The organism is Bradyrhizobium sp. AZCC 1719 (assembly GCF_036924525.1).
Lineage (GTDB): Bacteria > Pseudomonadota > Alphaproteobacteria > Rhizobiales > Xanthobacteraceae > Bradyrhizobium.
In genome coordinates, this window is the sequence record NZ_JAZHRU010000001.1 from 5,132,410 (window position 1) to 5,155,524 (window position 23,115).

Annotated in this window: 19 protein-coding genes and 2 pseudogenes; 16 read left to right on the top strand and 5 right to left on the bottom strand. The window is 60.8% G+C overall.

Annotated elements, in window-relative coordinates:
* The first annotated feature begins 26 nt into the window (after positions 1 to 26).
* The 9 genes and pseudogenes from rseP (at position 27) to lpxB (ending at position 10,001) form a co-directional block, all read left to right on the top strand.
* Positions 27 to 1,202, top strand: a complete 1,176-nt coding sequence (gene rseP / locus V1292_RS24095; RefSeq protein ID WP_334375122.1) for an RIP metalloprotease RseP — start codon at positions 27 to 29, stop codon at positions 1,200 to 1,202.
* Positions 1,203 to 1,375: 173 nt separating this feature from the next.
* The gene (bamA, locus tag V1292_RS24100) at positions 1,376 to 3,913 is read left to right on the top strand and encodes an outer membrane protein assembly factor BamA (RefSeq protein WP_334375123.1); all 2,538 of its coding nucleotides are present in this window, start codon (positions 1,376 to 1,378) and stop codon (positions 3,911 to 3,913) included.
* Between the two features lie 127 nt (positions 3,914 to 4,040).
* A complete protein-coding gene (gene lpxD / locus V1292_RS24105) occupies positions 4,041 to 5,108 on the top strand; it encodes a UDP-3-O-(3-hydroxymyristoyl)glucosamine N-acyltransferase (protein WP_334375124.1) in 1,068 nt (355 codons plus the stop codon).
* Positions 5,108 to 5,566 (top strand): 3-hydroxyacyl-ACP dehydratase FabZ, encoded by a 459-nt coding sequence (gene fabZ / locus V1292_RS24110; RefSeq protein WP_028345839.1) that lies wholly within the window; start codon positions 5,108 to 5,110, stop codon positions 5,564 to 5,566. Before lpxD ends, fabZ begins: the two co-directional genes overlap by 1 nt.
* 147 nt (positions 5,567 to 5,713) lie before the next feature.
* Positions 5,714 to 6,349, top strand: a complete 636-nt coding sequence (locus V1292_RS24115; protein ID WP_334375126.1) for a histidine phosphatase family protein — start codon at positions 5,714 to 5,716, stop codon at positions 6,347 to 6,349.
* Positions 6,350 to 6,604: 255 nt separating this feature from the next.
* The gene (locus V1292_RS24120; RefSeq protein WP_334375127.1) at positions 6,605 to 6,958 is read left to right on the top strand and encodes a hypothetical protein; all 354 of its coding nucleotides are present in this window, start codon (positions 6,605 to 6,607) and stop codon (positions 6,956 to 6,958) included.
* A 173-nt stretch (positions 6,959 to 7,131) separates the two neighbouring features.
* Complete coding sequence (lpxA, locus tag V1292_RS24125) at positions 7,132 to 7,935, top strand: acyl-ACP--UDP-N-acetylglucosamine O-acyltransferase (protein ID WP_334375129.1); 804 nt, start codon at positions 7,132 to 7,134, stop codon at positions 7,933 to 7,935.
* Positions 7,936 to 7,955: 20 nt separating this feature from the next.
* Positions 7,956 to 8,814: pseudogene (locus tag V1292_RS24130) on the top strand (LpxI family protein).
* On the top strand, positions 8,811 to 10,001 hold the full coding sequence (gene lpxB / locus V1292_RS24135) for a lipid-A-disaccharide synthase (RefSeq protein ID WP_334375130.1): 1,191 nt from the start codon (positions 8,811 to 8,813) through the stop codon (positions 9,999 to 10,001). Before V1292_RS24130 ends, lpxB begins: the two are co-directional and overlap by 4 nt.
* A gap of 155 nt (positions 10,002 to 10,156) precedes the next feature.
* On the opposite strand, the gene gltA is transcribed toward lpxB, so the two are convergent.
* Positions 10,157 to 11,461 (bottom strand): citrate synthase, encoded by a 1,305-nt coding sequence (gene gltA / locus V1292_RS24140; protein ID WP_334375132.1) that lies wholly within the window; start codon positions 11,459 to 11,461, stop codon positions 10,157 to 10,159.
* Positions 11,462 to 11,624: 163 nt separating this feature from the next.
* Positions 11,625 to 13,049, bottom strand: a complete 1,425-nt coding sequence (gltX, locus tag V1292_RS24145) for a glutamate--tRNA ligase (protein ID WP_334375133.1) — start codon at positions 13,047 to 13,049, stop codon at positions 11,625 to 11,627.
* Positions 13,050 to 13,189: 140 nt separating this feature from the next.
* Between gltX and V1292_RS24150 the strand changes: the two genes are divergently transcribed.
* The gene (locus tag V1292_RS24150) at positions 13,190 to 14,872 is read left to right on the top strand and encodes a glutamine--tRNA ligase/YqeY domain fusion protein (RefSeq protein ID WP_334375134.1); all 1,683 of its coding nucleotides are present in this window, start codon (positions 13,190 to 13,192) and stop codon (positions 14,870 to 14,872) included.
* A 185-nt stretch (positions 14,873 to 15,057) separates the two neighbouring features.
* The gene (locus V1292_RS24155) at positions 15,058 to 15,450 is read left to right on the top strand and encodes an SgcJ/EcaC family oxidoreductase (RefSeq protein WP_334375135.1); all 393 of its coding nucleotides are present in this window, start codon (positions 15,058 to 15,060) and stop codon (positions 15,448 to 15,450) included.
* A 42-nt stretch (positions 15,451 to 15,492) separates the two neighbouring features.
* Here V1292_RS24155 and glnA read toward each other — a convergent pair whose 3' ends face one another.
* The 3 genes from glnA to V1292_RS24170 form a co-directional block, all read right to left on the bottom strand.
* Positions 15,493 to 16,923, bottom strand: a complete 1,431-nt coding sequence (gene glnA, locus V1292_RS24160) for a type I glutamate--ammonia ligase (protein WP_334375136.1) — start codon at positions 16,921 to 16,923, stop codon at positions 15,493 to 15,495.
* A 113-nt stretch (positions 16,924 to 17,036) separates the two neighbouring features.
* On the bottom strand, positions 17,037 to 17,219 hold the full coding sequence (locus V1292_RS24165) for a hypothetical protein (RefSeq protein WP_334375137.1): 183 nt from the start codon (positions 17,217 to 17,219) through the stop codon (positions 17,037 to 17,039).
* Between the two features lie 293 nt (positions 17,220 to 17,512).
* The gene (locus V1292_RS24170; RefSeq protein WP_334375138.1) at positions 17,513 to 17,851 is read right to left on the bottom strand and encodes a hypothetical protein; all 339 of its coding nucleotides are present in this window, start codon (positions 17,849 to 17,851) and stop codon (positions 17,513 to 17,515) included.
* Between the two features lie 73 nt (positions 17,852 to 17,924).
* Between V1292_RS24170 and V1292_RS24175 the strand changes: the two are divergent.
* From V1292_RS24175 to V1292_RS24195, 5 genes and pseudogenes are all read left to right on the top strand, one after another.
* Positions 17,925 to 19,145 (top strand): annotated as a pseudogene (locus V1292_RS24175) (ComEC/Rec2 family competence protein); the annotation flags it as partial.
* A 293-nt stretch (positions 19,146 to 19,438) separates the two neighbouring features.
* Complete coding sequence (locus V1292_RS24180) at positions 19,439 to 20,290, top strand: hypothetical protein (protein WP_334375139.1); 852 nt, start codon at positions 19,439 to 19,441, stop codon at positions 20,288 to 20,290.
* Positions 20,291 to 20,683: 393 nt separating this feature from the next.
* The gene (locus V1292_RS24185; protein ID WP_334375140.1) at positions 20,684 to 21,070 is read left to right on the top strand and encodes a hypothetical protein; all 387 of its coding nucleotides are present in this window, start codon (positions 20,684 to 20,686) and stop codon (positions 21,068 to 21,070) included.
* Between the two features lie 41 nt (positions 21,071 to 21,111).
* Positions 21,112 to 21,489, top strand: a complete 378-nt coding sequence (locus V1292_RS24190; RefSeq protein WP_334375141.1) for a hypothetical protein — start codon at positions 21,112 to 21,114, stop codon at positions 21,487 to 21,489.
* Positions 21,490 to 22,043: 554 nt separating this feature from the next.
* Positions 22,044 to 22,937 carry a hypothetical protein gene (locus tag V1292_RS24195; protein WP_334375142.1) on the top strand — a complete coding sequence of 298 codons (894 nt, stop codon included), beginning with the start codon at positions 22,044 to 22,046 and terminating at the stop codon, positions 22,935 to 22,937.
* Positions 22,938 to 23,115 lie beyond the last annotated feature (178 nt).

Consider the following 23,115-nt stretch of genomic DNA (forward strand, 5'->3'; position numbering starts at 1 on the left):
CATCGGCTCTTGTCGAGGGGAATCTGATGTCAGAGTTTTTTCTAAGCAGTTTCAGTACGTTGGGCCACGGGCTCATCGGCTACATCATTCCCTTTTTGTTCGTTCTGACCATCGTCGTGTTCTTCCATGAATTCGGCCACTTCCTGGTCGCCCGCTGGGCGGGCGTGAAGGTGTTGACGTTCTCGCTCGGGTTCGGGCCGGAACTTGCCGGCTTCAACGACCGTCACGGCACGCGCTGGAAGATCTCCGCGATCCCGCTAGGCGGCTACGTGAAGTTCTTCGGCGACGAATCGGAAGCCTCGACGCCGGCATCGGCCGAATCGCTCGCCCGCATGAGCGACGAAGAGCGCGCGGGCAGTTTCCATCACAAGAAAGTCGGCGCGCGTGCAGCCATCGTGGCCGCCGGTCCGATCGCGAATTTCATTCTGGCGATCGTCATTTTCACCTGTCTCTTCACCTTCTTTGGCAAGCCGAGCACGACGGCACGCGTCGACAAGATCGAAGCCAGCAGCGCCGCCGAGCGGGCGGGCTTTCAGGTCGGCGATGTCGTCACCGCCATCGACGGCAAGAAGATCGGCAGTTTCTCCGACATGCAGCGCTTCGTGAGCGTTCGCGCCGGCGAGACCATGACCTTCACCGTCAAGCGGGGTGATTCCACGCTTGAATTGAAGGGCACGCCGGAACTGCGCGAAGTGAAGGATCCGTTCGGAAATACCCAGCGGCTCGGGATTCTCGGCATTACCCGTGCGACCTCGCCGGGCGAGGTGACCACCGAGAAGGTCGATCCGGCGACCGCATTCTGGCTCGGAATCAAGGAAACCTGGTTCGTCATCGAGCAGACGCTCGCCTATATCGGCAACATTTTTACCGGCCGGGCGAGCGCGGACCAGATCGGCGGGCCGATCCGGATCGCGCAGATTTCGGGGCAGGTGGCCACCTTGGGAATCATTCCGCTGCTGCATCTGGCGGCGGTGCTGTCCATTTCGATCGGGCTATTGAATTTGTTCCCGGTGCCCTTGCTCGATGGCGGTCACCTTATGTTCTACACGGCCGAGGTGCTCCGCGGGCGTCCATTGTCGGAAAAATCCCAGGAATACGGGTTCCGAGTCGGGCTGGTTCTGGTCCTGATGCTGATGGTCTTCGCCTTCTATAACGACTTCCATCAGGTGCCCTGGCTGAAGGGGCTGTTCGGCAGATCGTAGAAGCGGCTTTTTTATGACGTTGCCCTTTGGCAACGTCTTGGAATGAAATTGGAATCGCATCGCGATGTCTGGTTTGCCCCCCTGTCGAAATTGGCTACAAGCAATGCAACTTTGGGATTCTGCCGGTTCGTAGGGGTACGAGCCGGCAGTGCAATGACGAGGGCGCGTTGCGCATGATGTTGGGAATGCGAGTGCGGGGGGGTCTGCTGGCCGCTCTGATCATGGTGGCCGCGCCGATGGGGGGCGCGTTGGTGTCTGTGCCGGCTGCGGCCCAGACCGCGGCGTCGATCGTCGTTGAAGGGAACCGGCGTGTCGAGGTCGAGACCATTCGCTCCTATTTCAAGCCAGGCCCTGGCGGCCGCCTCGGGCAGGCCCAGATCGACGATGGCCTGAAAGCGCTGATCGAGACCGGCCTGTTCCAGGACGTGCGAATTAACCAGGTCGGCGGCCGGCTGGTCGTGACGGTCGTCGAAAACGCCGTGATCGGGCGCATCGCCTTCGAAGGTAACAAGAAGGTCAAGGACGAGCAGCTTTCGGCTGAAATCCAGTCCAAGCCGCGCGGTACTTTCTCGCGCCCGATGGTTCAGTCGGACGCCCAGCGCATCGCCGAAATCTACCGGCGCTCCGGCCGCTATGACGTTCGCGTCACTCCGGAAATCATCGAGCAGCCGAACAACCGCGTCGACCTGATCTTCACGATCACCGAAGGCAGCAAAACCGGCGTCAAGTCGATCGAATTCATCGGCAACGTCGCCTATTCGTCCTATCGCCTGAAGGACGTCATCAAGACGCGCGAATCGAACCTTCTGAGCTTCCTCGGCGGCGCCGACGTCTACGATCCCGACCGGGTCGAGGCGGACCGCGATCTGATTCGCCGCTTCTACCTCAAGAACGGTTACGCCGACGTGCAGGTGGTCGCCGCGCTGACCGAGTATGACCCCGACAAGAAGGGCTTCCTCGTCACCTTCAAGATCGACGAGGGGCAGCAATATCGCGTTGCCTCCGTCGATTTCCAGACCTCCATCCCGACCCTCGACGCTGCCTCGATGCGCGGCTTCTCGCGCGTCAGCGTCGGCTCGGTTTACAATGCCGAGGCGCTGGAGAAATCCGTCGAGGAAATGCAGATCGAGGCTTCACGGCGCGGCTATGCCTTCGCCGTGGTGCGTCCGCGCGGCGATCGCAATTTCGAGCAGCACACCGTTTCGATCGTGTTTGCCGTCGACGAAGGCCCGCGAACCTATATCGAGCGCATCAACGTCCGCGGTAACACCCGTACCCGCGACTACGTGATCCGCCGCGAGTTCGACCTGTCCGAAGGCGACGCCTACAACCGCGCGCTCGTCGACCGCGCCGAGCGCCGGCTGAAGAACCTCGACTTCTTCAAGAGCGTGAAGATCCTGACCGAGCCCGGCTCGTCGACCGATCGCGTGATCCTGGTCGTCGATCTCGAAGAAAAATCGACCGGCGACTTCTCGGTGTCGGGCGGCTATTCGACCACGGACGGCGCGCTGGCCGAAGTCAGTATCTCCGAGCGCAACTTCCTCGGCCGCGGCCTGTATGCGAAGGCTGCCGTGACCTACGGTCAGTACGCGCGCGGCGGTTCGCTGTCGTTCGTCGATCCCTATTTGCTGGACTATCGTGTCGCGCTCGGCCTCGATCTGTTCTACCGCGAGCAATTGGCCAACAGCTACATCGCCTATGGCACCAAGACGCTTGGCTTCAGCCCGCGGCTCGGCTTCACCTTGCGCGAAGATCTCGCGCTGCAGTTGCGTTATTCGATCTATCAGCAGGAAATCTCACTGCCGGATGCCCTGCGGAATTGTAACAACCTTCAGACCCTGCCAGACGGTTCGCCGAATCCGCTGTTCAACCCCAGCCCGGCATTTGCGGCGACGACGGGGATCGATCTGACTTCGACCAATGGTCTTGGATGTTATTTTGACGGCGAAGCTTCGCTGCCGGTTCGCAGGGAATTGCAGGGCGGCAAGGCGCTGACCTCGTCGGTTGGCTATTCGCTGAACTACAACACGCTGGACAACAACAAGAACCCGACCGACGGCCTGCTGATCGACTGGAAGCAGGACTTCGCTGGCGTCGGCGGCGACGTGAAGTACATCAAGTCCGCGATCGACCTGAAGTACTACAGCCCGCTGGTTGCCGATATCGTCGGCCTGATCCATCTCCAGGGCGGCATGCTCAACCAGTTCGGCGGCAGCGAACTGCGCATGCTGGATCACTTCCAGATGGGTCCGAACCTGGTGCGCGGTTTTGCACCGAACGGTATCGGTCCGCGCGATTTGAACCCGTTCGGCACGCGTGACGCGCTCGGCGGCACCAAGTACTGGGGCGCTTCGTTCGAATTGCAGATGCCGTTCTGGTTCCTGCCGAAGGAAGTCGGACTCAAGGGTTCGATCTATGCCGACGCCGGCGGACTCTTTGACTACAAGGGACCGACGACGTGGGCTCAGACGGCCGAACTCACCACCACGGCCAACTCGAATTGCACACCGTCGACGGTTAATCCGGCTTCAGCTGGAACCTGTACGGGCTTGGTATATGACAACGGCAATGTGGTTCGCACCTCGGTGGGTGTCGGCTTGATCTGGGCCTCGCCCTTCGGTCCGCTGCGCTTCGACTATGCGGTTCCGCTTACGAAGGGCCAGTTTGACCGCGTGCAGGAATTCAAGTTTGGCGGTGGCACATCGTTCTGAGGTGTCTTGAAGCGCAATGGACTAAGGTCCACGTGACGAGAACACCAAGGAGTAAGAGGAGGGTTCGGCTTCGCTTCTTCGGAGCCGGCTCTCCGGTGTGAATGGCGGCCGGACTGCGACGGGTGAAATGGCGCAGCCGATATTCTTCAAACAACCCCCTTCCTCAACGCTGGCCGAGCTGGCCGCGTTGACAGGAGCGGTATTGGTCGACCCTGCGCGGGACGGTGATGTGATCAGGGGCCTCGCTTCGCTCGACGAAGCCGGTCCGATGCATCTGGCGTTCTTCGACAATCTCAAATACGCCGATCAGCTCAAGGCGACCAAAGCCGGCGCTTGCCTGGTCAGCCCGCGTTTCGAGGCCCAGGTGCCCGCCCACGTGGCGGTGCTGCGGGCGGCCCAGCCGTTCCGCGCCTTCGTGAAGCTGGCGCGCGAGTGGCACGCCGATGCGCTCCGCCCGCAATCCTGGTTCGACAATGACGGCATCGCGCCATCGGCGATCATCGACCCGTCCGCCCATCTCGAGGACGGCGTCATCGTCGATCCGCTCGCCGTGATCGGCCCGCGGGTCGAGATCGGCACTGGCACCGTAATCGGTGCCGGCGCGGTGATCGGCGCCGACGTCAAAATCGGCCGCGACTGCAATGTAGGCGCGCGCACGGCGATCCAGTTCGCCCTGATCGGCAATAACGTCCTGATCCATCCCGCCTGCAGCATCGGCCAGGATGGTTATGGCTTCATTTTCTTCGGCCCTGAGGGCCATCTGAAGGTGCCCCAGACCGGCCGCGTCCTGATCCAGAACGATGTCGAAATCGGCGCCGGCACCTGCATCGACCGCGGCAGCCTGCGGGATACGGTAATCGGCGAGGGCACCAAAATCGACAATCAGGTCCAGATCGGCCACAATGTGACCATCGGCAGGCACTGCCTGCTCGCGGCCCAGATCGGGCTCGCGGGCAGCCTGACGATCGGTGACAACGTCGCACTGGGTGCCAAGGTGGGCATCAACAACCACCTCAAGATCGGCGATGGCGCGCAGGTGACGGCGATGAGCGGGGTCAAGGACGACATTCCACCCAACGGCCGCTGGGGTGGTTTCTTTGCAAAGCCGACCAAGCAGTGGTTCAAGGAGATTATTGCAGTGGAGCGGCTGGTGCAGGGTGGCACAGTCGATCCGAAAGGCGAAGGGCGCGAGTGATGGAGGAGGCACCGGTCAGGTTTGAGCTCGTGGATATCAACGAGATCCTCAAGACGCTTCCGCACCGCTATCCAATGCTGCTGATCGATCGGGTCATCAAGATCCGGACCGATTACAGCGGTATCGGCATCAAGAACGTTACCTTCAACGAGCCGCCGTTTCTCGGCCATTTCCCCGAACGTCCGGTCTATCCCGGCGTGATGATGATCGAGGCCATGGCGCAGACTGCCGGCGTGATCGGCATCAAGTCGGTCGAGGGCACCGAAAAGCCGCGCGCGGTTTATTTCCTCACCATCGACAAGTGCAAATTCCGCAAGCCGGTGATGCCCGGCGACACCATCGAGTACCACATGCGCTCAATCGGCCGCCGCAAGGCGATGTGGTGGTTTCACGGCGACGCCAAGGTAAATGGTGCCGTGGTTGCGGAAGCCGACGTCGGCGCGATGCTGACTGATTGAATCTGATTGCATCTACCCCGCCACACAACTGACGTCTTCCTGATGTCTTTGTTCAATCCTTGGTAGTGGAAACCCATTTTCGAGGTCGATTGACGAAATTTGCTGATTAGACCTGGCTTGGGTCCACGCTTTTTAACGGAGGCGTCCTTGAACAAGTTTGCGTCCATCATTTCGTGTTTGGTCATTTTTCTGCTGATGCCGCCGCAAGGTTACGCGGCAGATCTCAACGGTCTTGTCACCTCCCTCAAGGGTGGCGGCTACGTCATCGTGTTTCGACACGGCGCCACCGACGATAGCCAGAAGGACATTTACCCCTTCAAATTCGACGATATGAGTGCACAGCGCCAACTGAGCGAGAAGGGCCGCACGCTGGCGCGCGACCTTGGGGCTGCGCTCGCCAAACTTGGCATACCGATCGGCGAGGTCTACACAAGCCAGCTAAACCGCGCGGTCGAGACCGGCAAGCTGCTCAGCGGCAAGGACGTGTCTCCCGTCGACGCCCTGACCGACAGCGGCGCGGGCAGTTCGTCGGCGATGGCGAACCCCGACGGCAAGAACGCCAAAATTGGGCGCGCCGTCCGCGATCTCGTCAATGCGCCTCTGAAAGCCGGCGTCAATAATGTGGTGGTGACGCACAAGACCAACGTCGCCGATGCCTTCGGAAAGGAATTTGGCGATATCCGCGAGGGCGAGGCGCTCGTCTACAAGATCAGTAGCTCGGGCCCGGCCGTCCTGGTCGCGCGCGTGCAGCCGGGCGATTGGATTGCTCAGACCGGCAGCTAGAGCCTTTTCGGTTCTGATTGAATCCAGAACCGGGCTTTAGATTCTTGTTTTGACGCGTTTTCTTGACGCGAACCGGTGTCTACCCCGGATCAAAGTCCGGGGCAGACTTTCGCTGGAAAGCGCACCAGCAGGACACCGTTCGACCGTGCATCAACTTTTGGGTGATCGGTCCAGCCTAATTATGACGTGTTGAGGGAACTTCAGCCGGCCAGCAGCTTTATAGATGCTGTGGGGAATCTGTCGCCGGATGGCCGCATGAAATTTCTCTGGGTCGGTATTGCACTGCTAGGCGCAGCGATTGTTGTCGGCGGACATGCCGTAGCCCGCGATGACGGTCGCTACGCCAAATCCCCGCTCAAGTCGTGGTTCGACAGCCTCAGGAGCGGAAAGGGGCCATGTTGCTCCGACGCTGATGGCTCTGCTGTCGCCGATGTCGATTGGGAATCCAAGGACGGCCATTACCGCGTGCGGCTCGAGGGCCAATGGATCGACGTCCCCGACGATGCGGTGATTACCGAGCCAAATCGCGCCGGCCGAACCATGGTGTGGCCGATGAAGGATTCGCTCGGGATTTCGATTCGCTGCTTCCTGCCCGGCAGCATGACATAGCGACGGCTCGTCTCGGCCTTCGGCTGGGGAATCGGACGGCATCGGATGGATCTTGCGGGCCTTGTGCGCCCGACACATGACGTAATCATACGTCACTAGACAGCATTGAAATGCCGCGCTAACCACCGGAAAACGCGAGATATTCGCGCGCAATCGATGGGCTGGGCTGCTTGATGGGTACGATCGATCCAACCGCGCGGGTTGAGGATGGTGCTGTGATCGGCGAGGGGACGACAATCGGTCCCTATTGCATCATCGGGCCGAACGTCGTCATCGGCGCGAATTGCAAGTTGATCGCGCATGTGAACGTGGCGGGGCATACGACCATCGCCGATGGCTGTGTCATTTACCCGTTTGCTGCATTGGGAGGTCCGCCGCAGGACCTCAGCTATCGCGGTGAACCGACCCGGCTCGAGGTCGGCGAAGGATGCACCATCCGCGAAGGCGTAACGATGAATATCGGGACGAAGAAGGGCGGCGGCCTCACGCGGGTGGGCGCACGCGGTTACTTCATGAACAACAGCCACGTCGGCCATGACTGCGTCGTGGGGAGCGACGTTATCTTCGCGACGTCAGCGACGCTGGGCGGCCATTGCGAGATTGGCGATTTCGTCTACATCGGCGGGTTGTCTGCCGTGCATCAGTTCACGCGGATCGGGCCGCAGGTGATGGTCGGTGGCGTCTGCGGCGTCCGCGGCGACATCATTCCGTTCGGGCTCGCCAATGGACAGTATGCCAGTCTCGAAGGGCTGAACATCATCGGCATGAAGCGCCGCAAGTTCACCAGGGAGCGGCTCGCCAAGGTGCGCTCGTTCTACCAGAAGCTGTTTCATGGTCCCGGCATCTTCGCCGAGCGGCTGAATGCGGTGCAGCCGATGGCTGGAGACGATCCGGCGATCGCCGAAATCCTCGCCTTCATCGGCGACGGCAAGCATCGCGCGCTCTGCCTTCCCGCCGGCGACGCCAACAAACCTTGATGACGGGGATCGCCGCAGCCATGATCTCAGCGGCTTCCGACATTTCATCGCCCGTCGGCGTCATCGCAGGCGGCGGCGCGATGCCGTTCGCGGTGGCGGACTCGCTTGCCGCGCGGGGACTGGCGCCGGTGCTGTTCGCGCTGCGCGGCGCCTGCGATCCGGATCGCGTCGGCCGCTTCCGCCATCACTGGATCTCGGTCGGACAGCTCGGCCGCGCGACAAAGCTGTTCCGTAGTGAGGGCTGCCGCGATCTGATCTTCATCGGTACGCTGCTGCGGCCTGCGCTGTCGGAAATCAGGCTGGACTGGGGAACGATCCGCGTGATCGGCCGCGTCTGGTCGGCGTTTCGCGGCGGGCGACGATCACCTGTTGTCGGGGATCGGCCGCATCCTCGAACAGGACGGTTTCCGGATGGTCGGCATCAGGGATGTCGCTCCGGACATTCTGATGCCGGAGGGAAACATTGCCCGCGTCACGCCGGATGCTGCCGCCGCCGCCGATATTGCCAAGGGGCGGGAGGTGCTCGGCGCGCTCGGTCCGTTCGACATCGGCCAGGCCGTGGTCGTGATCGACGGCCACGTGGTCGCGGTCGAGGATATCGAGGGCACCGACGGACTGCTGGCGCGCGTGGCGAGGCTGCGCGAGGCGGGGCGCATTCGCGCCAAATCCGGCCGCGGCGTGCTGGTGAAGGCGCCGAAGAGCGGGCAGGATTTGCGCTTCGACCTGCCGACCGTGGGCGCAAAAACCATCGAAGGCGTGGCAAAAGCCGGGCTCGCCGGCATTGCCGTGATCGCCGGCCACACGATTGCCGCGGACTCGCAAGCCATGATCGAAGCCGCTGATAGCGCCGGCTTGTTCATCCAGGGCTTGCCCGCGTGACGCCGCCTCGCGCGACCGCCGGGACGGAGCGGAGGATATTTCTGATCGCGACGGAAGAATCCGGCGATCGCCTCGGCGCCAGCTTGATGAAGGTGCTGCGCCAGCGCCTTGGCGATGCGGTACAGTTCGAGGGCGTCGGCGGCCGCGCAATGGCACGCGAAGGCCTGGAGTCGCTGTTTCCGATTGAAGAACTCTCGATCATCGGGCTGGCCGCAGTCGTCAAGGAATTGCCGAAGATCCTCGGGCTGATCAAGGAAACGGCCATCGTGGTGACGGAGGCATCGCCGGATATTCTCGTCATCATCGACAGCCCCGACTTTACCCATCGCGTCGCCAGGCGCGTGCGCGCCAAGGATCCCAGGATTCCGATCGTCGATTATGTGTCGCCCTCGGTGTGGGCGTGGCGGCCCGGCCGGGCGCGCGCGATGTGCAAATATGTCGATCACGTGCTGGCCCTGCTGCCGTTCGAGCCCGACGCCTATCGCAGGCTGCACGGCCCTCCCTGCACCTATGTCGGTCATCCCCTGACCGAGCAACTGGCCTCGCTGCGTCCGGATGCCGACGAGGCGAAGCGGCGGGCGGAATCGCCGCCGGTGCTGTTGGTGCTGCCGGGTAGCCGCCGCAGTGAAATTCGTCACCACATGGCGGTATTCGGCCAGGCGGTGGGGCTGCTGCAGGAGCAGGGCACGCCGTTTGAACTGGTGCTGCCGACCATGCCGCACCTGCAGGAGGCGGTCGTGGACGCGGTGAAGGGCTGGCCGGTGCAGCCCCAGGTCGTGATCGGTGAGCAGGAGAAGCGGGCGGCATTCCGGATCGCGCACGCAGCGCTCGCCAAATCCGGCACCGTGACGCTCGAACTGGCTTTGGCTGGCGTGCCGATGGTGACGGCCTACCGGACCGGCGCTGTGGAAGCCTGGATCTTGCGGCGGGCGATCAAGGTGAACTCGGTGATCTTGGCCAATCTCGTGATCGGCGAGAATGTCGTGCCGGAATTCCTGCAGGAGAATTGTACGCCGGAAAAGCTCGCAGCCGCGCTGCGCGAGGCGATGGGCGACAGCGAGCTGCGTCGCAAGCAACTCGAGGCATTCGGGAAGATCGACGCGATCATGTCGACCGGCAACCAGCCGCCCAGCGTGCGCGCCGCGGATATCGTGCTGGCGACGATGTGGCAGGCGCGGCGGGGGTAGGGCGCCGTAGGGTGGGCAAAGCGAAGCGTGCCCACCATCCATCCGCGACCGTTGTCTTCAATGGTGGGCACGCTGCGCTTTGCCCACCCTACAAGAGAAAAGCCGGATGCGACGATCGCATCCGGCTTTCCGAGCTGTCTTATAAGCGACGTCGCTTACTTCCGCTTGTCCATCGCCACGTAATCGCGGCGGGCGACGCCGGTATAGAGCTGGCGCGGACGGCCGATCTTCTGCTGCGGGTCCTCGATCATCTCGCTCCACTGGCTGATCCAGCCGACGGTGCGGGCAACCGCGAACAGCACGGTGAACATCGAGGTCGGGAAGCCCATCGCCTTCAGCGTGATGCCTGAATAGAAGTCGACGTTCGGGTAGAGCTTGCGGTCGATGAAGTACTGATCGTTGAGCGCGATCTTTTCCAATTCCAGCGCCACCTTCAGCATCGGGTCGTCGCCATGGCCGGTCTCGGCCAGCACGGCGTGACACATTTTCTGCATGATCTTGGCGCGCGGGTCGTAGTTCTTGTAGACGCGGTGGCCAAAGCCCATCAGGCGGACTTCTGAGTTCTTGTCCTTCACCTTCGCGATGAATTCCGGAATCTTGTCGACGGAACCAATCTCCGCGAGCATCGCCAGCGCCGCTTCGTTGGCGCCGCCATGCGCCGGGCCCCACAGGCAGGCGATGCCGGCGGCGATACAGGCGAACGGGTTGGCGCCGGACGAGCCGGCGATACGCACCGTCGAGGTCGAGGCGTTCTGCTCGTGGTCGGCGTGCAGGATGAAGATCTTGTCGAGCGCGTCAGCCAGCACTGGATTGATCTTGTATTCCTCGCAGGGCACCGCGAAGCACATGTGCAGGAAGTTCTCGGCAAAGGAGAGCGAGTTCTTCGGATACATGAAGGGCTGGCCGACGGTGTATTTGTAGGCCATCGCGGCCAGCGTGGGCACCTTCGCGATCATCCGCATCGAGGCGATCATGCGCTGCCGCGGATCGTTGATGTCGGTGCTATCGTGATAGAACGCGGCCAGCGCGCCGACGGCGGCGACCATGATCGCCATCGGATGAGCATCGCGGCGAAAACCCTGGAAGAAGCGGGCCATCTGCTCGTGAACCATGGTGTGATGGATCACGCGGTGGTCGAAATCCTGCTTCTGGGCCTTGGTCGGAAGTTCCCCGTAGAGCAGGAGGTAGCAGGTCTCGAGGAAGTCGCCCTGCTCGGCGAGTTGCTCGATCGGGTAGCCGCGGTATTCCAGCACGCCGGCGTCGCCGTCGATATAGGTGATCTTGGACTGGCAGCTTCCGGTGGAGGTGAAGCCGGGGTCGTAGGTGAACATCCCGGCCTGGGCGTAGAGCTTGGCGATGTCGATGACATCTGGCCCCACCGTGCCGCTGAGGATCGGGAAATCGTAGGTCTTGTTGCCTACCGTGAGGGTTGCAGTCTTGTTGCTGGATTTTGCGTCCATCGTGAAGTCCCCGATGAAATCGTTGCGAAAACCGCGCCTGACCCTGGTGCCATTTTCCGGGGCACAAGCAAGGAGGCCGGCTTGTCTGGAGGCGGCGGCAAATGGGTTAGCTTATTGCCCTGTGCACTGCAAGATGGCCGGAAACCCGCATAAGGTAGGGGCTTCAGCCGGCCGCCTGATCAGCTAGCCGACCCAGACATTCCTCCCGCCCCAGGACTGCCAAAACGTCGAAAATACCCGGCGAAGTCGTCCGTCCGGTCAGCGCCACCCGGAGCGGCTGGGCGACGGCGCCGAGCTTGAGGTTGTTCTGCTCCGCGAAATTCCGCATGGCGGATTCGGTGGTCTCGGCGCGCCAGTCGGTCACGGTTTCCAGCGCGGTGCGGAGTTGGCCGATCAGCGCTCGGGTTTCCGGCGTCAGCAAAGCTGAGGCCTTCGGCTCGATCTGGAGCGGGCGGTCGGCAAAGATGAAGTAGGCGCCTGAGATCAGCTCGATCAAGGTCTTGGCGCGTTCTTTCAAGCTCGGCATCGCCCGCAGCAATTGCGCGCGGGTGGTGTCGTTGAGCTTCGCTTTCAGTTCGGCGCCATCGGGGACATAGTCCAGAACGCTCTCGAACTGGGACACCAGCGCGCCGTCGTCGGCGTGGCGGATGTAGTGGCCGTTGAGGTTTTCCAGCTTGGCGAAATCGAAGCGTGCAGCAGACCGCCCGATCGCGGGCAGGTCGAACGCGTCGATCATTTCCTGCGTCGAGAAAATCTCCTGGTCGCCATGGCTCCAGCCGAGCCGGACCAGGTAATTGCGCAGCGCCGCCGGCAGATATCCCATGGCGCGGTAGGCGTCGACACCGAGCGCGCCATGGCGCTTGGAGAGTTTTGAGCCGTCGGGGCCATGGATCAGCGGGATATGGGACATGTTCGGGATGTCCCATCCGAGCGCGTCGTAGATCTGCTTCTGGCGTGCGGCGTTGATCAAATGGTCGTCGCCGCGGATGACATGGGTCACGCCCATGTCGTGGTCGTCGACCACGACAGCCAGCATGTAGGTCGGATTGCCGTCGCCACGCAGCAGCACGAGGTCGTCGAGGTTTTCGTTCTGCCAGACCACGCGGCCCTGCACCTGATCCTCGATCACGGTCTCGCCGGTCTGCGGGGCCTTCAGGCGAATGGTCGGCTTCATGCCGGCGGGCGCTTCTCCCGGATCACGATCCCGCCACATCCCATCATAGAGGCGGGTGCGGCCCTCCGCGCGCGCCTTCTCGCGCATCGCAGTCAGCTCCTCCGCGGTGGCGTAGCAACGGTACGCCTTGCCGCTGGCGAGCAGTTGCTCGGCCACTTCGCGATGCCTCGCGGCGCGGCTGAACTGGTAGATGACGTCGTCGTCCCAATCGAGCTCGAGCCATTTCAACCCGTCGAGAATGGCGGTAATGGCGGCTTCGGTGGAACGCTCGCGGTCGGTGTCCTCGATCCGCAGCAGCATCTTGCCGCCGCGCTTCTTGGCGTAAAGCCAGTTGAACAGCGCGGTCCGGGCGCCTCCGATATGGAGGAAGCCGGTGGGCGAGGGGGCGAAGCGTGTGACGACGGAATCAGTCATTACCAAGCGCGTGAGCGGTGAACGGCGGTGGTGTATAGCAGGAACGGTGCATAACTAAAGCCCGGGCCGGTGGCAAAGTGGGCTTGGCTCACAGGGGCGAATTTGGCAGAAGGTTCGCCAATCCCTAACAGGAACTCAGGATGACCACAGAACCGGTAACGGCAGAGGCGGGGCGCGATTTCATCCGCGACATCGTCCAGGCCGATCTCTCTTCCGACAAGCACAGCCGGATCGTGACCCGATTTCCGCCGGAGCCGAACGGCTATCTGCATATCGGCCATGCCAAGTCGATTGCCCTCAATTTCGGCATCGCGCAGGAGTTCGGAGGCAAGTGTCATCTGCGCTTCGACGACACCAACCCGACCAAGGAAGAGCAGGAATATATCGATTCCATCCAGGCCGACGTGCATTGGCTCGGCTACGACTGGGGAACCGACCTCTATTACGCCTCCGACTATTTCGATCGCCTGTATGACTGGGCGGAGGGCCTGATCAAGGCGGGCTATGCCTATGTCGACGACCAGTCGCAGGAAGAAATCCGCATCAACCGCGGCACGCTCACGGAACCCGGCAAGAACTCGCCGTTTCGTGACCGCACGGTGGAGGAAAACCTCGATCTCTTCCGGCGCATGAAGGCCGGCGAGTTTCCGAACGGCAGCCGCGTGCTGCGGGCCAAGATCGACATGGCCGCCGGCAACATCAACCTGCGCGATCCCGTGCTCTACCGCATCCTCCATGCCGAGCATCCGCGCACCGGCACCAAATGGTCGATCTATCCGAGCTACGACTACGCTCACGGCCAGTCGGACGCCATCGAAGGCATCACGCATTCGATCTGCACGCTGGAATTCGAGGACCACCGGCCGCTCTATGAATGGCTGCTGGACAAGCTGCCGGTGCCGTCAAAGCCGCGTCAGTACGAATTCGCTCGTCTCAACCTGACCTATACGCTGCTGTCGAAGCGCGTGCTGACGCAACTCGTGCGCGACGGCCATGTGTCGGGCTGGGACGACCCGCGGATGCCGACGATCGCCGGGTTGAAACGGCGCGGCGTGCCGCCGGCCGCGGTGCGCGAATTCGTCAAGCGTATCGGGGTGGCGAAAGCCAACAGCGTGGTCGATGTCGGCATGCTTGAATTCTGCATTCGCGAGCACCTCAACAAGGTGGCGCAGCGGCGGATGGCGGTGCTGCGACCGCTCAAGGTCGTGATCGAGAATTATCCGGAAGGCCAGGTCGAGGAGCTCGAGGCCATCAACCATCCCGACGATCCGGCCGCGGGCACGCGCAAAATCTCGTTCGGGCGCGAGCTCTATATCGAGCGCGACGATTTCATGGAGAACCCGCCCAAAAAATTCTTTCGCCTGTCGCCGGGCAATGAAGTGCGGCTGCGCTACGCTTATTTCGTGAAATGCACCGGCGTGATCAAGAACGACGCGGGTGAAGTCATGGAGCTCCGCTGCACCTACGATCCCGCCACCAAGGGCGGCAACGCCCCTGACGGCCGCAAGGTCAAGGCCACGATGCACTGGCTGTCGGCCAAGGATTCGGTGCCGGCGGAAATCCGCGTCTACAATCAGCTCTTCTCGAACCCGAGCCCGAGTGCGGCGAATTTCGCCGCCGACCTCAGTCCGGAATCGCTGGAAGTGTTGCCCGACGCACGGATCGAGCCATCGGTCGCATCAGACAATTCGGGCGAGGTGATGCAGTTCGAGCGGCAGGGCTATTTCGTACGCGACAAGGATTCCGCGCCGGGCAAGCCGGTATTCAACCGCACCATCGGCCTGCGCGACACGTTTGCCAAGGAAGTCGGCGGGAAGGGGTGAGGCACGGAGTAGGGTGGGCAAAGGCGCACTTGCGCCGTGCCCACCGGCAACATGCCTGACCTCATCCTGAGGAGCCGCGAAGCGGCGTCTCGAAGGATGAATGGCACGAGCCGGGCCGCATGGTTCGAGACGGCGCTAAAGCGCCTCCTCACCATGAGGGGTAGCGATTTCAGATTGGATCATCGATGCAGGACGCCACCGACGACATCGTCTCCGGCATCATGGACCGATGGGCAGCGGCGTTCGGCAGACTGGATGCCAAGGCGCTGGCCTCACTTTATTCACGCAACGCATTCTTCTTCGGCTCAAACCCCAACTTCTACCGCGGTCGCGACGGCGTGCAGTCCTATTTCGAGGGGCTGCCGAGATGGCAGTCGCCATCAGTTCAATTCACCGATGTCAGGACCGCGCAGGTGGCGGCCGACCTGATCAACGTCGCAGGCACCGCGACCTTTACCGTCGAGATGGGTGCCGAGCCGCTGGTGGTGAAAATCACCTGGGTGATCGTCCGCGAAGACGGCGACTGGAAGATCGTCAGCCATCACGTCTCGTCGAAGACGCCGCTGATCGAGCTATAGGCCGGTTGCGCGTCAGGACGCGGTCCCCTGCGTCATCCCCTTCTAGATGTCGTAATACAAATGGAACTCGTATGGATGAGGGCGCAGCCGGATCGGATCGACCTCTTTCTTCCGCTTGTAGTCGAGCCAGGTCTCAATCACGTCGCCGGTGAACACGTCGTTACGGAGCAGGAAGGCGTGATCGCGCTCGAGCGCGTCAAGCGCCTGATCCAGCGACCCCGGTGTCGACCTCACGTTCTTCGCCTCGGCGGGCGGCAGGTCATAAAGGTTCTTGTCGATCGGGCTGCCTGGATCGATCCGGCTGGTGATGCCGTCGAGACCGGCCATCAGCATCGCGGCAAAGGCCAGATAGGGATTGCAGGAGGGATCCGGCGAACGAAATTCAACCCGCTTTGCCCGCGGGTTCGGCGAATACATCGGAATCCGGCAGCAGGCTGAGCGGTTGCGCTGGGAGTAGACCAGATTGATCGGAGCCTCGTAGCCTGGCACCAGACGCCGATAGGAGTTCGTGGTGGGGGCGCAAAGCGCACACAACGCCCAGGCGTGAGTCAACAGGCCGCCGATGTAGTAGCGGCCGAGCTGACTCAACTCGGCATAGTCGCCCTTGTCGTAGAACAGATTGGTCTCGCCTTTCCACAGGGACTGGTGAACGTGCATTCCCGAGGCGTTGTCCTCGAACAGCGGCTTCGGCATAAACGTCGCGGTTTTGCCGTGCTCGCGAGCGGTGTTCTTCACCACGTATTTGTAGATCATCAGATTGTCCGCCATGCGGGTCAGCGTAGTGAAGCGCATGTCGATCTCGTTCTGGCCGCCGGTCGCGACTTCATGGTGATGGGCTTCGATCTGGATGCCTAGCTGTTCCATCGTCAGCACCATTTCGGTGCGGAGAGCCTGCATGCTGTCGGTCGGGGGAACGGGAAAATATCCTTCCTTGGGGCGCGGCTTGTGGCCCAGATTCGGCTCTTCCTCCGCGCCGGTATTCCAGCTCCCTTCACTGGAATCGATTTCGTGGAAGGCATGATTGATGCCCTGTCCGTAGCGCACCTCGTCGAACACAAAGAACTCCGCCTCCGGGCCGAAGTAACTCGTATCGGCGAGGCCGGTGCCCTTCAGGTTGGCTTCGGCCTTCTGGGCGATGTAACGGGCGTCACGGCTATAGGGTTGACCGGTCACGGGGTCCCTGATGTTGCAGATCAGGACCAGGGTCGACACAGGGGAATACGGGTCGAGAAAGGCCGTGGCCGGGTCCGGCACGACCAGCATGTCGCTTTCCTGAATTTCCTGAAATCCGCGGATGGATGAGCCGTCGAATCCAATGCCTTCGCCGAGAGCATCGATACTCGCTGCACCCGGCGGGACGGAAAAATGCTGCCACACTCCGGGCAAGTCGGTGAAGCGCAGATCGATCATCTGCACCTTCTCGTCCTTGATCGCCTTCACGAGATCTTCGGCTGTCGCACACTTCGGAAACATGGCTTCACTCCTGTAATGGAGAGCCCACCTTGCACGTCGTGATGCGCTTCAGGCGCGGCGAAGCGACTTGCGACGGCTCCTGGCCCATGTTCTGCGTTGCCGCGCCGGCAGCCTCAGCTTTGGTGGGGACCACGCATCATCTTCATCGCGTCTTCGATATGCCGCCAGGTTCTGGCCAGTTCGACCTCGCCTTTTGCCTCGAGTTCGATGGCATTGTGGGCGGCTTCCGCAATGGCCTTGGGGCCATGTGCTTCCAGTAACTGCCGCGCATAGTCGTGGATTTCGGTTTCTCGCATGGCGTCATGCTCCTCTCATTCTGAGCGCGACTGTGAATTCCAGTCGAGCTGAGAACCGTAGACGTTGACACCTGATCCCGCGCGCACAGTGTGCATCCTGCTGCGGCGCACTTGCAAGAGCGCTTTCAGCAGCGCGTTCCTGCCGGTGAGCTGCCGGGATCGGATAGTGGCTTCGGGGAAGAGCAGCGGCAACACAACGCAGGCCGGACGGTTACGCTTTGAGTAGCGGTCGGCCGCGATGGGCGTGTGTCAAGCGTGATGACCTTTCGCACCCGCGTCGCTTCAGGATCGGCCTAGCAGCCCCGGCAAATGCTGCGCAGGGATTTGGCGAGCTGAGCATCGTCTTGGGTCATCGGCTCATACGGCTTTTGCTGTGCCTGCCGGGCCGCATCGGTCTGTTGCCGGGCGGCCCGCGCAACGTCCTGGCGCTGATAGCACGCTTCGCGCTCTGCTCTTGCCTCGATGAAGCGGCATTGCTCCGGAGTGGCGGCATTGGCGTTGGAGGTGATCAAGATCACCGCGAATAAAAGGCTGGCCGCAAGCTTCATGTCGCTTCTTTGTCCTGATTCCGGTTCAATCCATCGCGTTCGACTGTAGCGCCAGCCGGTGTGCATTTCTTCAGGTTTCTGCATCCGTTCCGCTAGCGGGCTGAATACAGCGTCCGGTAGTCTTGTGGTCTCCACGAGATCGTAAGGTGTAGGCTCGGTGGCGGAGCAGGGCGACACGTCGGGCCGAAAACGGGGCTATGCCGGCACCTGGCCGCCGCGCGCTGCGGCGCCGGTCGGCGGCCTTGCGCCGTCGCGTCCGGCTTTCTGGCTGCCACTGATCGAGACCTTGCGTACATGGGCGCGCGCGGAAGCCGGCGCCGGGCGCCTGCTGCCCTGGGTGCCGGTGGCGTTCGGTACCGGCATTGCCTTTTATTTCGCTGCCGATCATGAGCCGGTGCTGTCGGTGGCTGCCATTGTGGCGATCGCGCTGTGCGCGGTGGCGGTGCTGTTGCGGCGGCAGAAATTCTTTCCCGCCGCGGTGATGATCGCGGCCGTCGCCGCGGGCTTTGCGGTCGCGACCTGGAAGACCGCGCGGATCGCGCATGGCGTGCTGGCGCGACCGATGTTTTCGGTGTCGCTGACGGGTTTTGTCGAGACGCGCGACATTCGCGAGCGCACCGACCGTTTTGTCCTTCGCGTCGTCACCATGGAAAGCGCGCGCGGAACGACAAAGCTGGAGCGCGTACGGCTCTCGGTAAGGAAGGGCACGGCCCCGCCGGTCGGCAGCTTCGTCGAGCTGAAGGCGCGGCTGTTGCCGCCGCTTTCGCCGGTGCGGCCGGGCAGCTACGATTTCAGCCGCGACATGTTTTTCGCCGGCATCGGCGCCTCCGGCTTCGTGATGGGCGCGATCAAGACCGCCGAGCCGCCCGCCGCGGGCGGGCTCCGCCTGCGCTATTCGGCCGTGATGCAAGGCCTGCGCGATACGATTGACGCGCGGATCAGGACCACGCTGGAAGGCGACAGGCGCGCGATTGCGACCGCGCTGTTGACCGGGCGGCGCGACGCGATCTCGCCGCCGGTGAACGACGCGATGTTCATCTCCGGTCTCGGCCATGTGCTGTCGATCTCCGGCTATCACATGGCCGTCGTCGCCGGCGTCGTGTTTTTCGCGGTGCGGGCACTATTGGCGTTGTTTCCTGTGCTCACGGTCGGCCAGCCCATCAAGAAGTGGTCGGCGGCGGCAGCCCTCGTTGCCGCTGCGTTCTATTTGCTGCTGTCGGGCGCCGAGGTCGCGACGCAAAGATCGTTCTTCATGACGGCCGTGGTGCTGATCGCCGTCATGGTCGATCGCCGCGCGATTACGTTTCGCACGCTCGCGGTCGCGGCCCTGATCGTGCTCACGGTCGCGCCGGAAGCGCTGGTACATCCGAGTTTTCAGAGCTTGACGGTGACTCCGCGTGAAGTCCGAGTTCAGGACCTAAAGCATTTGAATTCATGAGCATTTTTCGAAGTCCTGCTCTTGTTGCGTTGGCACAAAAAACGAACAAAGAACCCGAAGTGCAGGATAGGGGACCAAAAATCCCGGAAAAAGTCCCGGAAAAGGTTCGCTAATTGTTCGCTGACACTGGAGTCTGTGAATAGCCGGGATAATCCTCAGAGGCCGCCTTATACACGCCGGGCGTGCCATGATGCGCTGCCGACAACGAATCAAAGAACTAGGACGAGCTTCCAGTGCGAAAAATCAAATGGAATGATCGAGCATTCTCTTCGGCTAATGCAATACAAAGAGAACAGTTCGCATCGATCTTGAAAAAATCGGCTGGATCGACAACCCCTTTCAACGACAAGTTTTTCGAAGTGATCGATAAGCGCCGGGGCGAGTTGGGAAAACTGCAACAGACGCTTTTCTTTCTACAGCTTCCGACCTTCATTTATTTGGTTCTGATTTTAACCGGTACGGATGTGAACCTTAATCTCTTCGGCATCACTGCGGGCAAAAACTTAAGAGAACCTTTTATCCTTGTTTCCTCTGGCCTTGCTTTGTGGACTTCGTTCATCGGACACCATCGAGGCGTCCTTGAAAACATTCTGCGCGCAAATAACGATCGGCTGTCAAAGGGAGACGCGCAAAAGGCAAATTTCCTGAATGTGAGCTATGGGCTCGAAGTGTTCTATTGGACGGTTCCCAACAATCCTGATTGGAATATCAGTAAATGGCATATTGCATCGGCGATATTTTTCGTCGTCGCAACTGTCGTCCTCGTACTATTGGCGTTCGCAGGGGTGGCAGCCGTTCATTTCAGTACTCTTCTCGAAATTTACCGACATCCAAATTTCTCTCCATTGGCTACAATCATCACAATCACCTTCGTCGCATTATCCGACACTGTGGCCCTTAGTTCATTCGCACTACAATCCGGTATCCTCCCCTACCGCAACTACGAGCGGCTACACAAGCTTGATCGGCTCCGCACCAGTAACCCCAAAAAATACGACGACCTCATCACGTCGATGGCGAAGTCGCATCGGGACCGATCATTGCTAAAGAAAATCTTCGTTCGGCCGACTCTGCCTAATCTTTAACTTGCGTCATCAACAACGCCGCAAAGAGCTTGGTGCGACCGATACTGCCAACCGCCTTCCAACCGCTTCCAACGCCTTCCAACGATGGGTTCGCTCTCTCCCCCTTATACCCCGGGCCGTTGGAAGGAACGGCCCCGGTCGGAAGACCGGGCCGCCCTGTCGAACGGCTAAGATGGATAGACGATCGCATAGGCCAGCGCGGCGGCTAGGATGGCCGTCCACACGCCCCAAACAATTGTGTGCCAATCGACCGCTGCATGGATTGCGCCTCTGGATGGCCAACTGTGAGCCTGCGGTGGCATTACGGCTTGATACGGATGCGCCGGGCAGCGATAAGAATTGAGAGAACACCGCTGGGCAGGGGGAGTAATTCAGGTGCGAACATGTCTCGCAATGCTGTTGATCATCGGAATGGTGGGGCCGGTCAGCGCGGCCGAAACCTATGTCTGCATCGGCGAACAATCCACAGGCTTCAAGTGGAACGGCTCGGCTTGGGAACGAGCGGGCTTTCACGCCGATAAATTTGTGATCTCGCAGGGCGAGACAAAAAGCGACTACGTCGTAAAGCAACCCGGTTCAAATCGGATTGCGCATCGCTGCGAACGTGCCGCAATTGGCGCAATGGCAGCGCCTCAAATGGCCTGCGGGGGACTGGCTTACAATTTTATATTCAATTTTGAGACGCTTCGGTTTCAGGAATTTCACGGACTCGGATATGTTGAAGGTGACAGTCCGGGCAACACCCCTTACATCATGATTGGTAAGTGTACGAAGCTGTAAGGCGAGCGCGGGGGAATATTCAGATGCGAACATGTCTCGCAATGCCGCTCATTGTCTTTCTGACGTTTGCGCCAGCAGTTTCAGTTGCTGACGTGTTGAAATGCAAAATCGATAGCTACAGTGAAGACGTGTTCATAACCACGTCGCCTGATACCAGCTCTAACGACGGTCAATTTGGCCGGGTTGGAATCTCGCCCGGCATAGGCAATCGAGCCATGGTTGTTACCGACCGGATGGGTGCGACCGCATTCGTTGAACTAAATGGTGATGGCACGCCGATTGGGCTGATTACGGTGCAGAGAGATATGCGCGTAATTAAGTCACGTCACGCAATCGATCCCTTCGGCGCCGTTTTTGCGCCGTCTCAAAGTGCTGGCGTATGCACTCGATGCACCGGGATAAAAAATTGTTCGCCGTAGAGCGCATTTCGTGCTGCTGCACCTCTCTACGGCTGGCAGCGAAGCGACCCGACGCACCGTTGAGCAAATTCCCGATTTCGGCTAAACACTGCCCACGCTGACACGGCTTGCAACAAAAATGACCGGCCGATTGATTGAGGATTTTCCCTGTTTCGGGTAAACACTACCCACGCTGACACGCCTCAAAGAAAATAACCTGACGATTGATAGAAGTTTTTGCCTGTTTCGGCTAAACACTGCCCACGCTGACACTGCGCGGCCATGCGCGTCGCATCACGATAGTCCAATCGAACACCAGCGCGGTCCGTAGCGAGTCACATCGCTATAGATGGGGAAGGCTTTCTAAATCGAGACAAACCAAACACGCGTGCGCAGTCGCACGGGTGGACCGCTGCGCTGTCCCGCAGCGGTAACCGATTTCTGCCGTTCAGGCAGAGAAGAGAACACGGCGTGTCCATGCGCCGTGCGATGGCGCGCGCGCCTAAGAGAGGGGAAGACAGACTGTGAGGGAAGATTTTCAGAACGAATACCACAACGAGGGGAAGCGAAGCTAGATGAGGACAATAACCGATGAAGTCGGCGCTGGTACGATTCTGATCAATGACGAGGGGCAACGTTCGCCAGCCGCAGCCAAACCGAACAACAACACGACAATCTCTCTGACCGGCCAAAGCGAGAGGGTAGTGTTTGGCTATCGCCCCAACGAAGCACTGCCCCAAGCGTCGGTCGTGAGCGTTATCGACAACGGCCGGACCATTGGGTCAGCGAGCAACGACAACATCCCGCGGCGGGTGAAGTATCATCTGCAAGTCATGGCCAACAACGGAGAACTTGGAAAATACGATTACGAAAATCACCTTCATTGGATCGCTGCGGAACGTTTCCGCAAAGACTGCGTCCTTGCGAGCGGTGAACCGGTGAATGATCGGCCCGAAGATGATTGGCGTGAAGTTCGGGGCGAATACCTGGGAGAACAGGACGCGCCACTGGCCATCAAAGATCGCGGCTTGTCGTTGGGTGATGACCTTGAGTTTGAGGATACAAGCGTGCCAGACCCGCAACCTAATGCCACCGCAGAGTCCAACGCGATATGCTTCCTCTACGCCCAACAACTGATGGACGTGATGCGCGATGTACTTGGACATGATCTTGAAATTTTGAAACGCGTCATTGTCGAAAACCGGATAACTCAAACGCTGGGGGAGGACGATGGCGGTTACACGAATCGAGCTTGTGCCAGCGCTTATGGGAAGGCGCTGTTACGGGCAGCGCTGCGAAATCTCGCTAGGTTCTATGAAAACCTTGACCGGCTGGAACAGAACGGCCTGCGTCCGCCGGATGTGTGGCCGCTTATCGGAACAAAGAACTATCCGTCTGTTATTCGGCGTAAACCCGATTCAAGTTACTTGAATCAGTCACGGGGCCCCGTAATCAAGCGTGCGGCTTAGACCCTGTAGACACCACGTATTCGCGACATGGCACAATAAGAGCATGGGAATTTGATTCCCATGCTCTTTGAGTCTCGCGCGGCTTGTAGACACCACGCTACGGCGGCGGTGTACATTTAGAACAGTACCGAAATTGAAGCCGCGCCCTGAGTCCCCCCGGCGCGGTGTTTTGCTCACT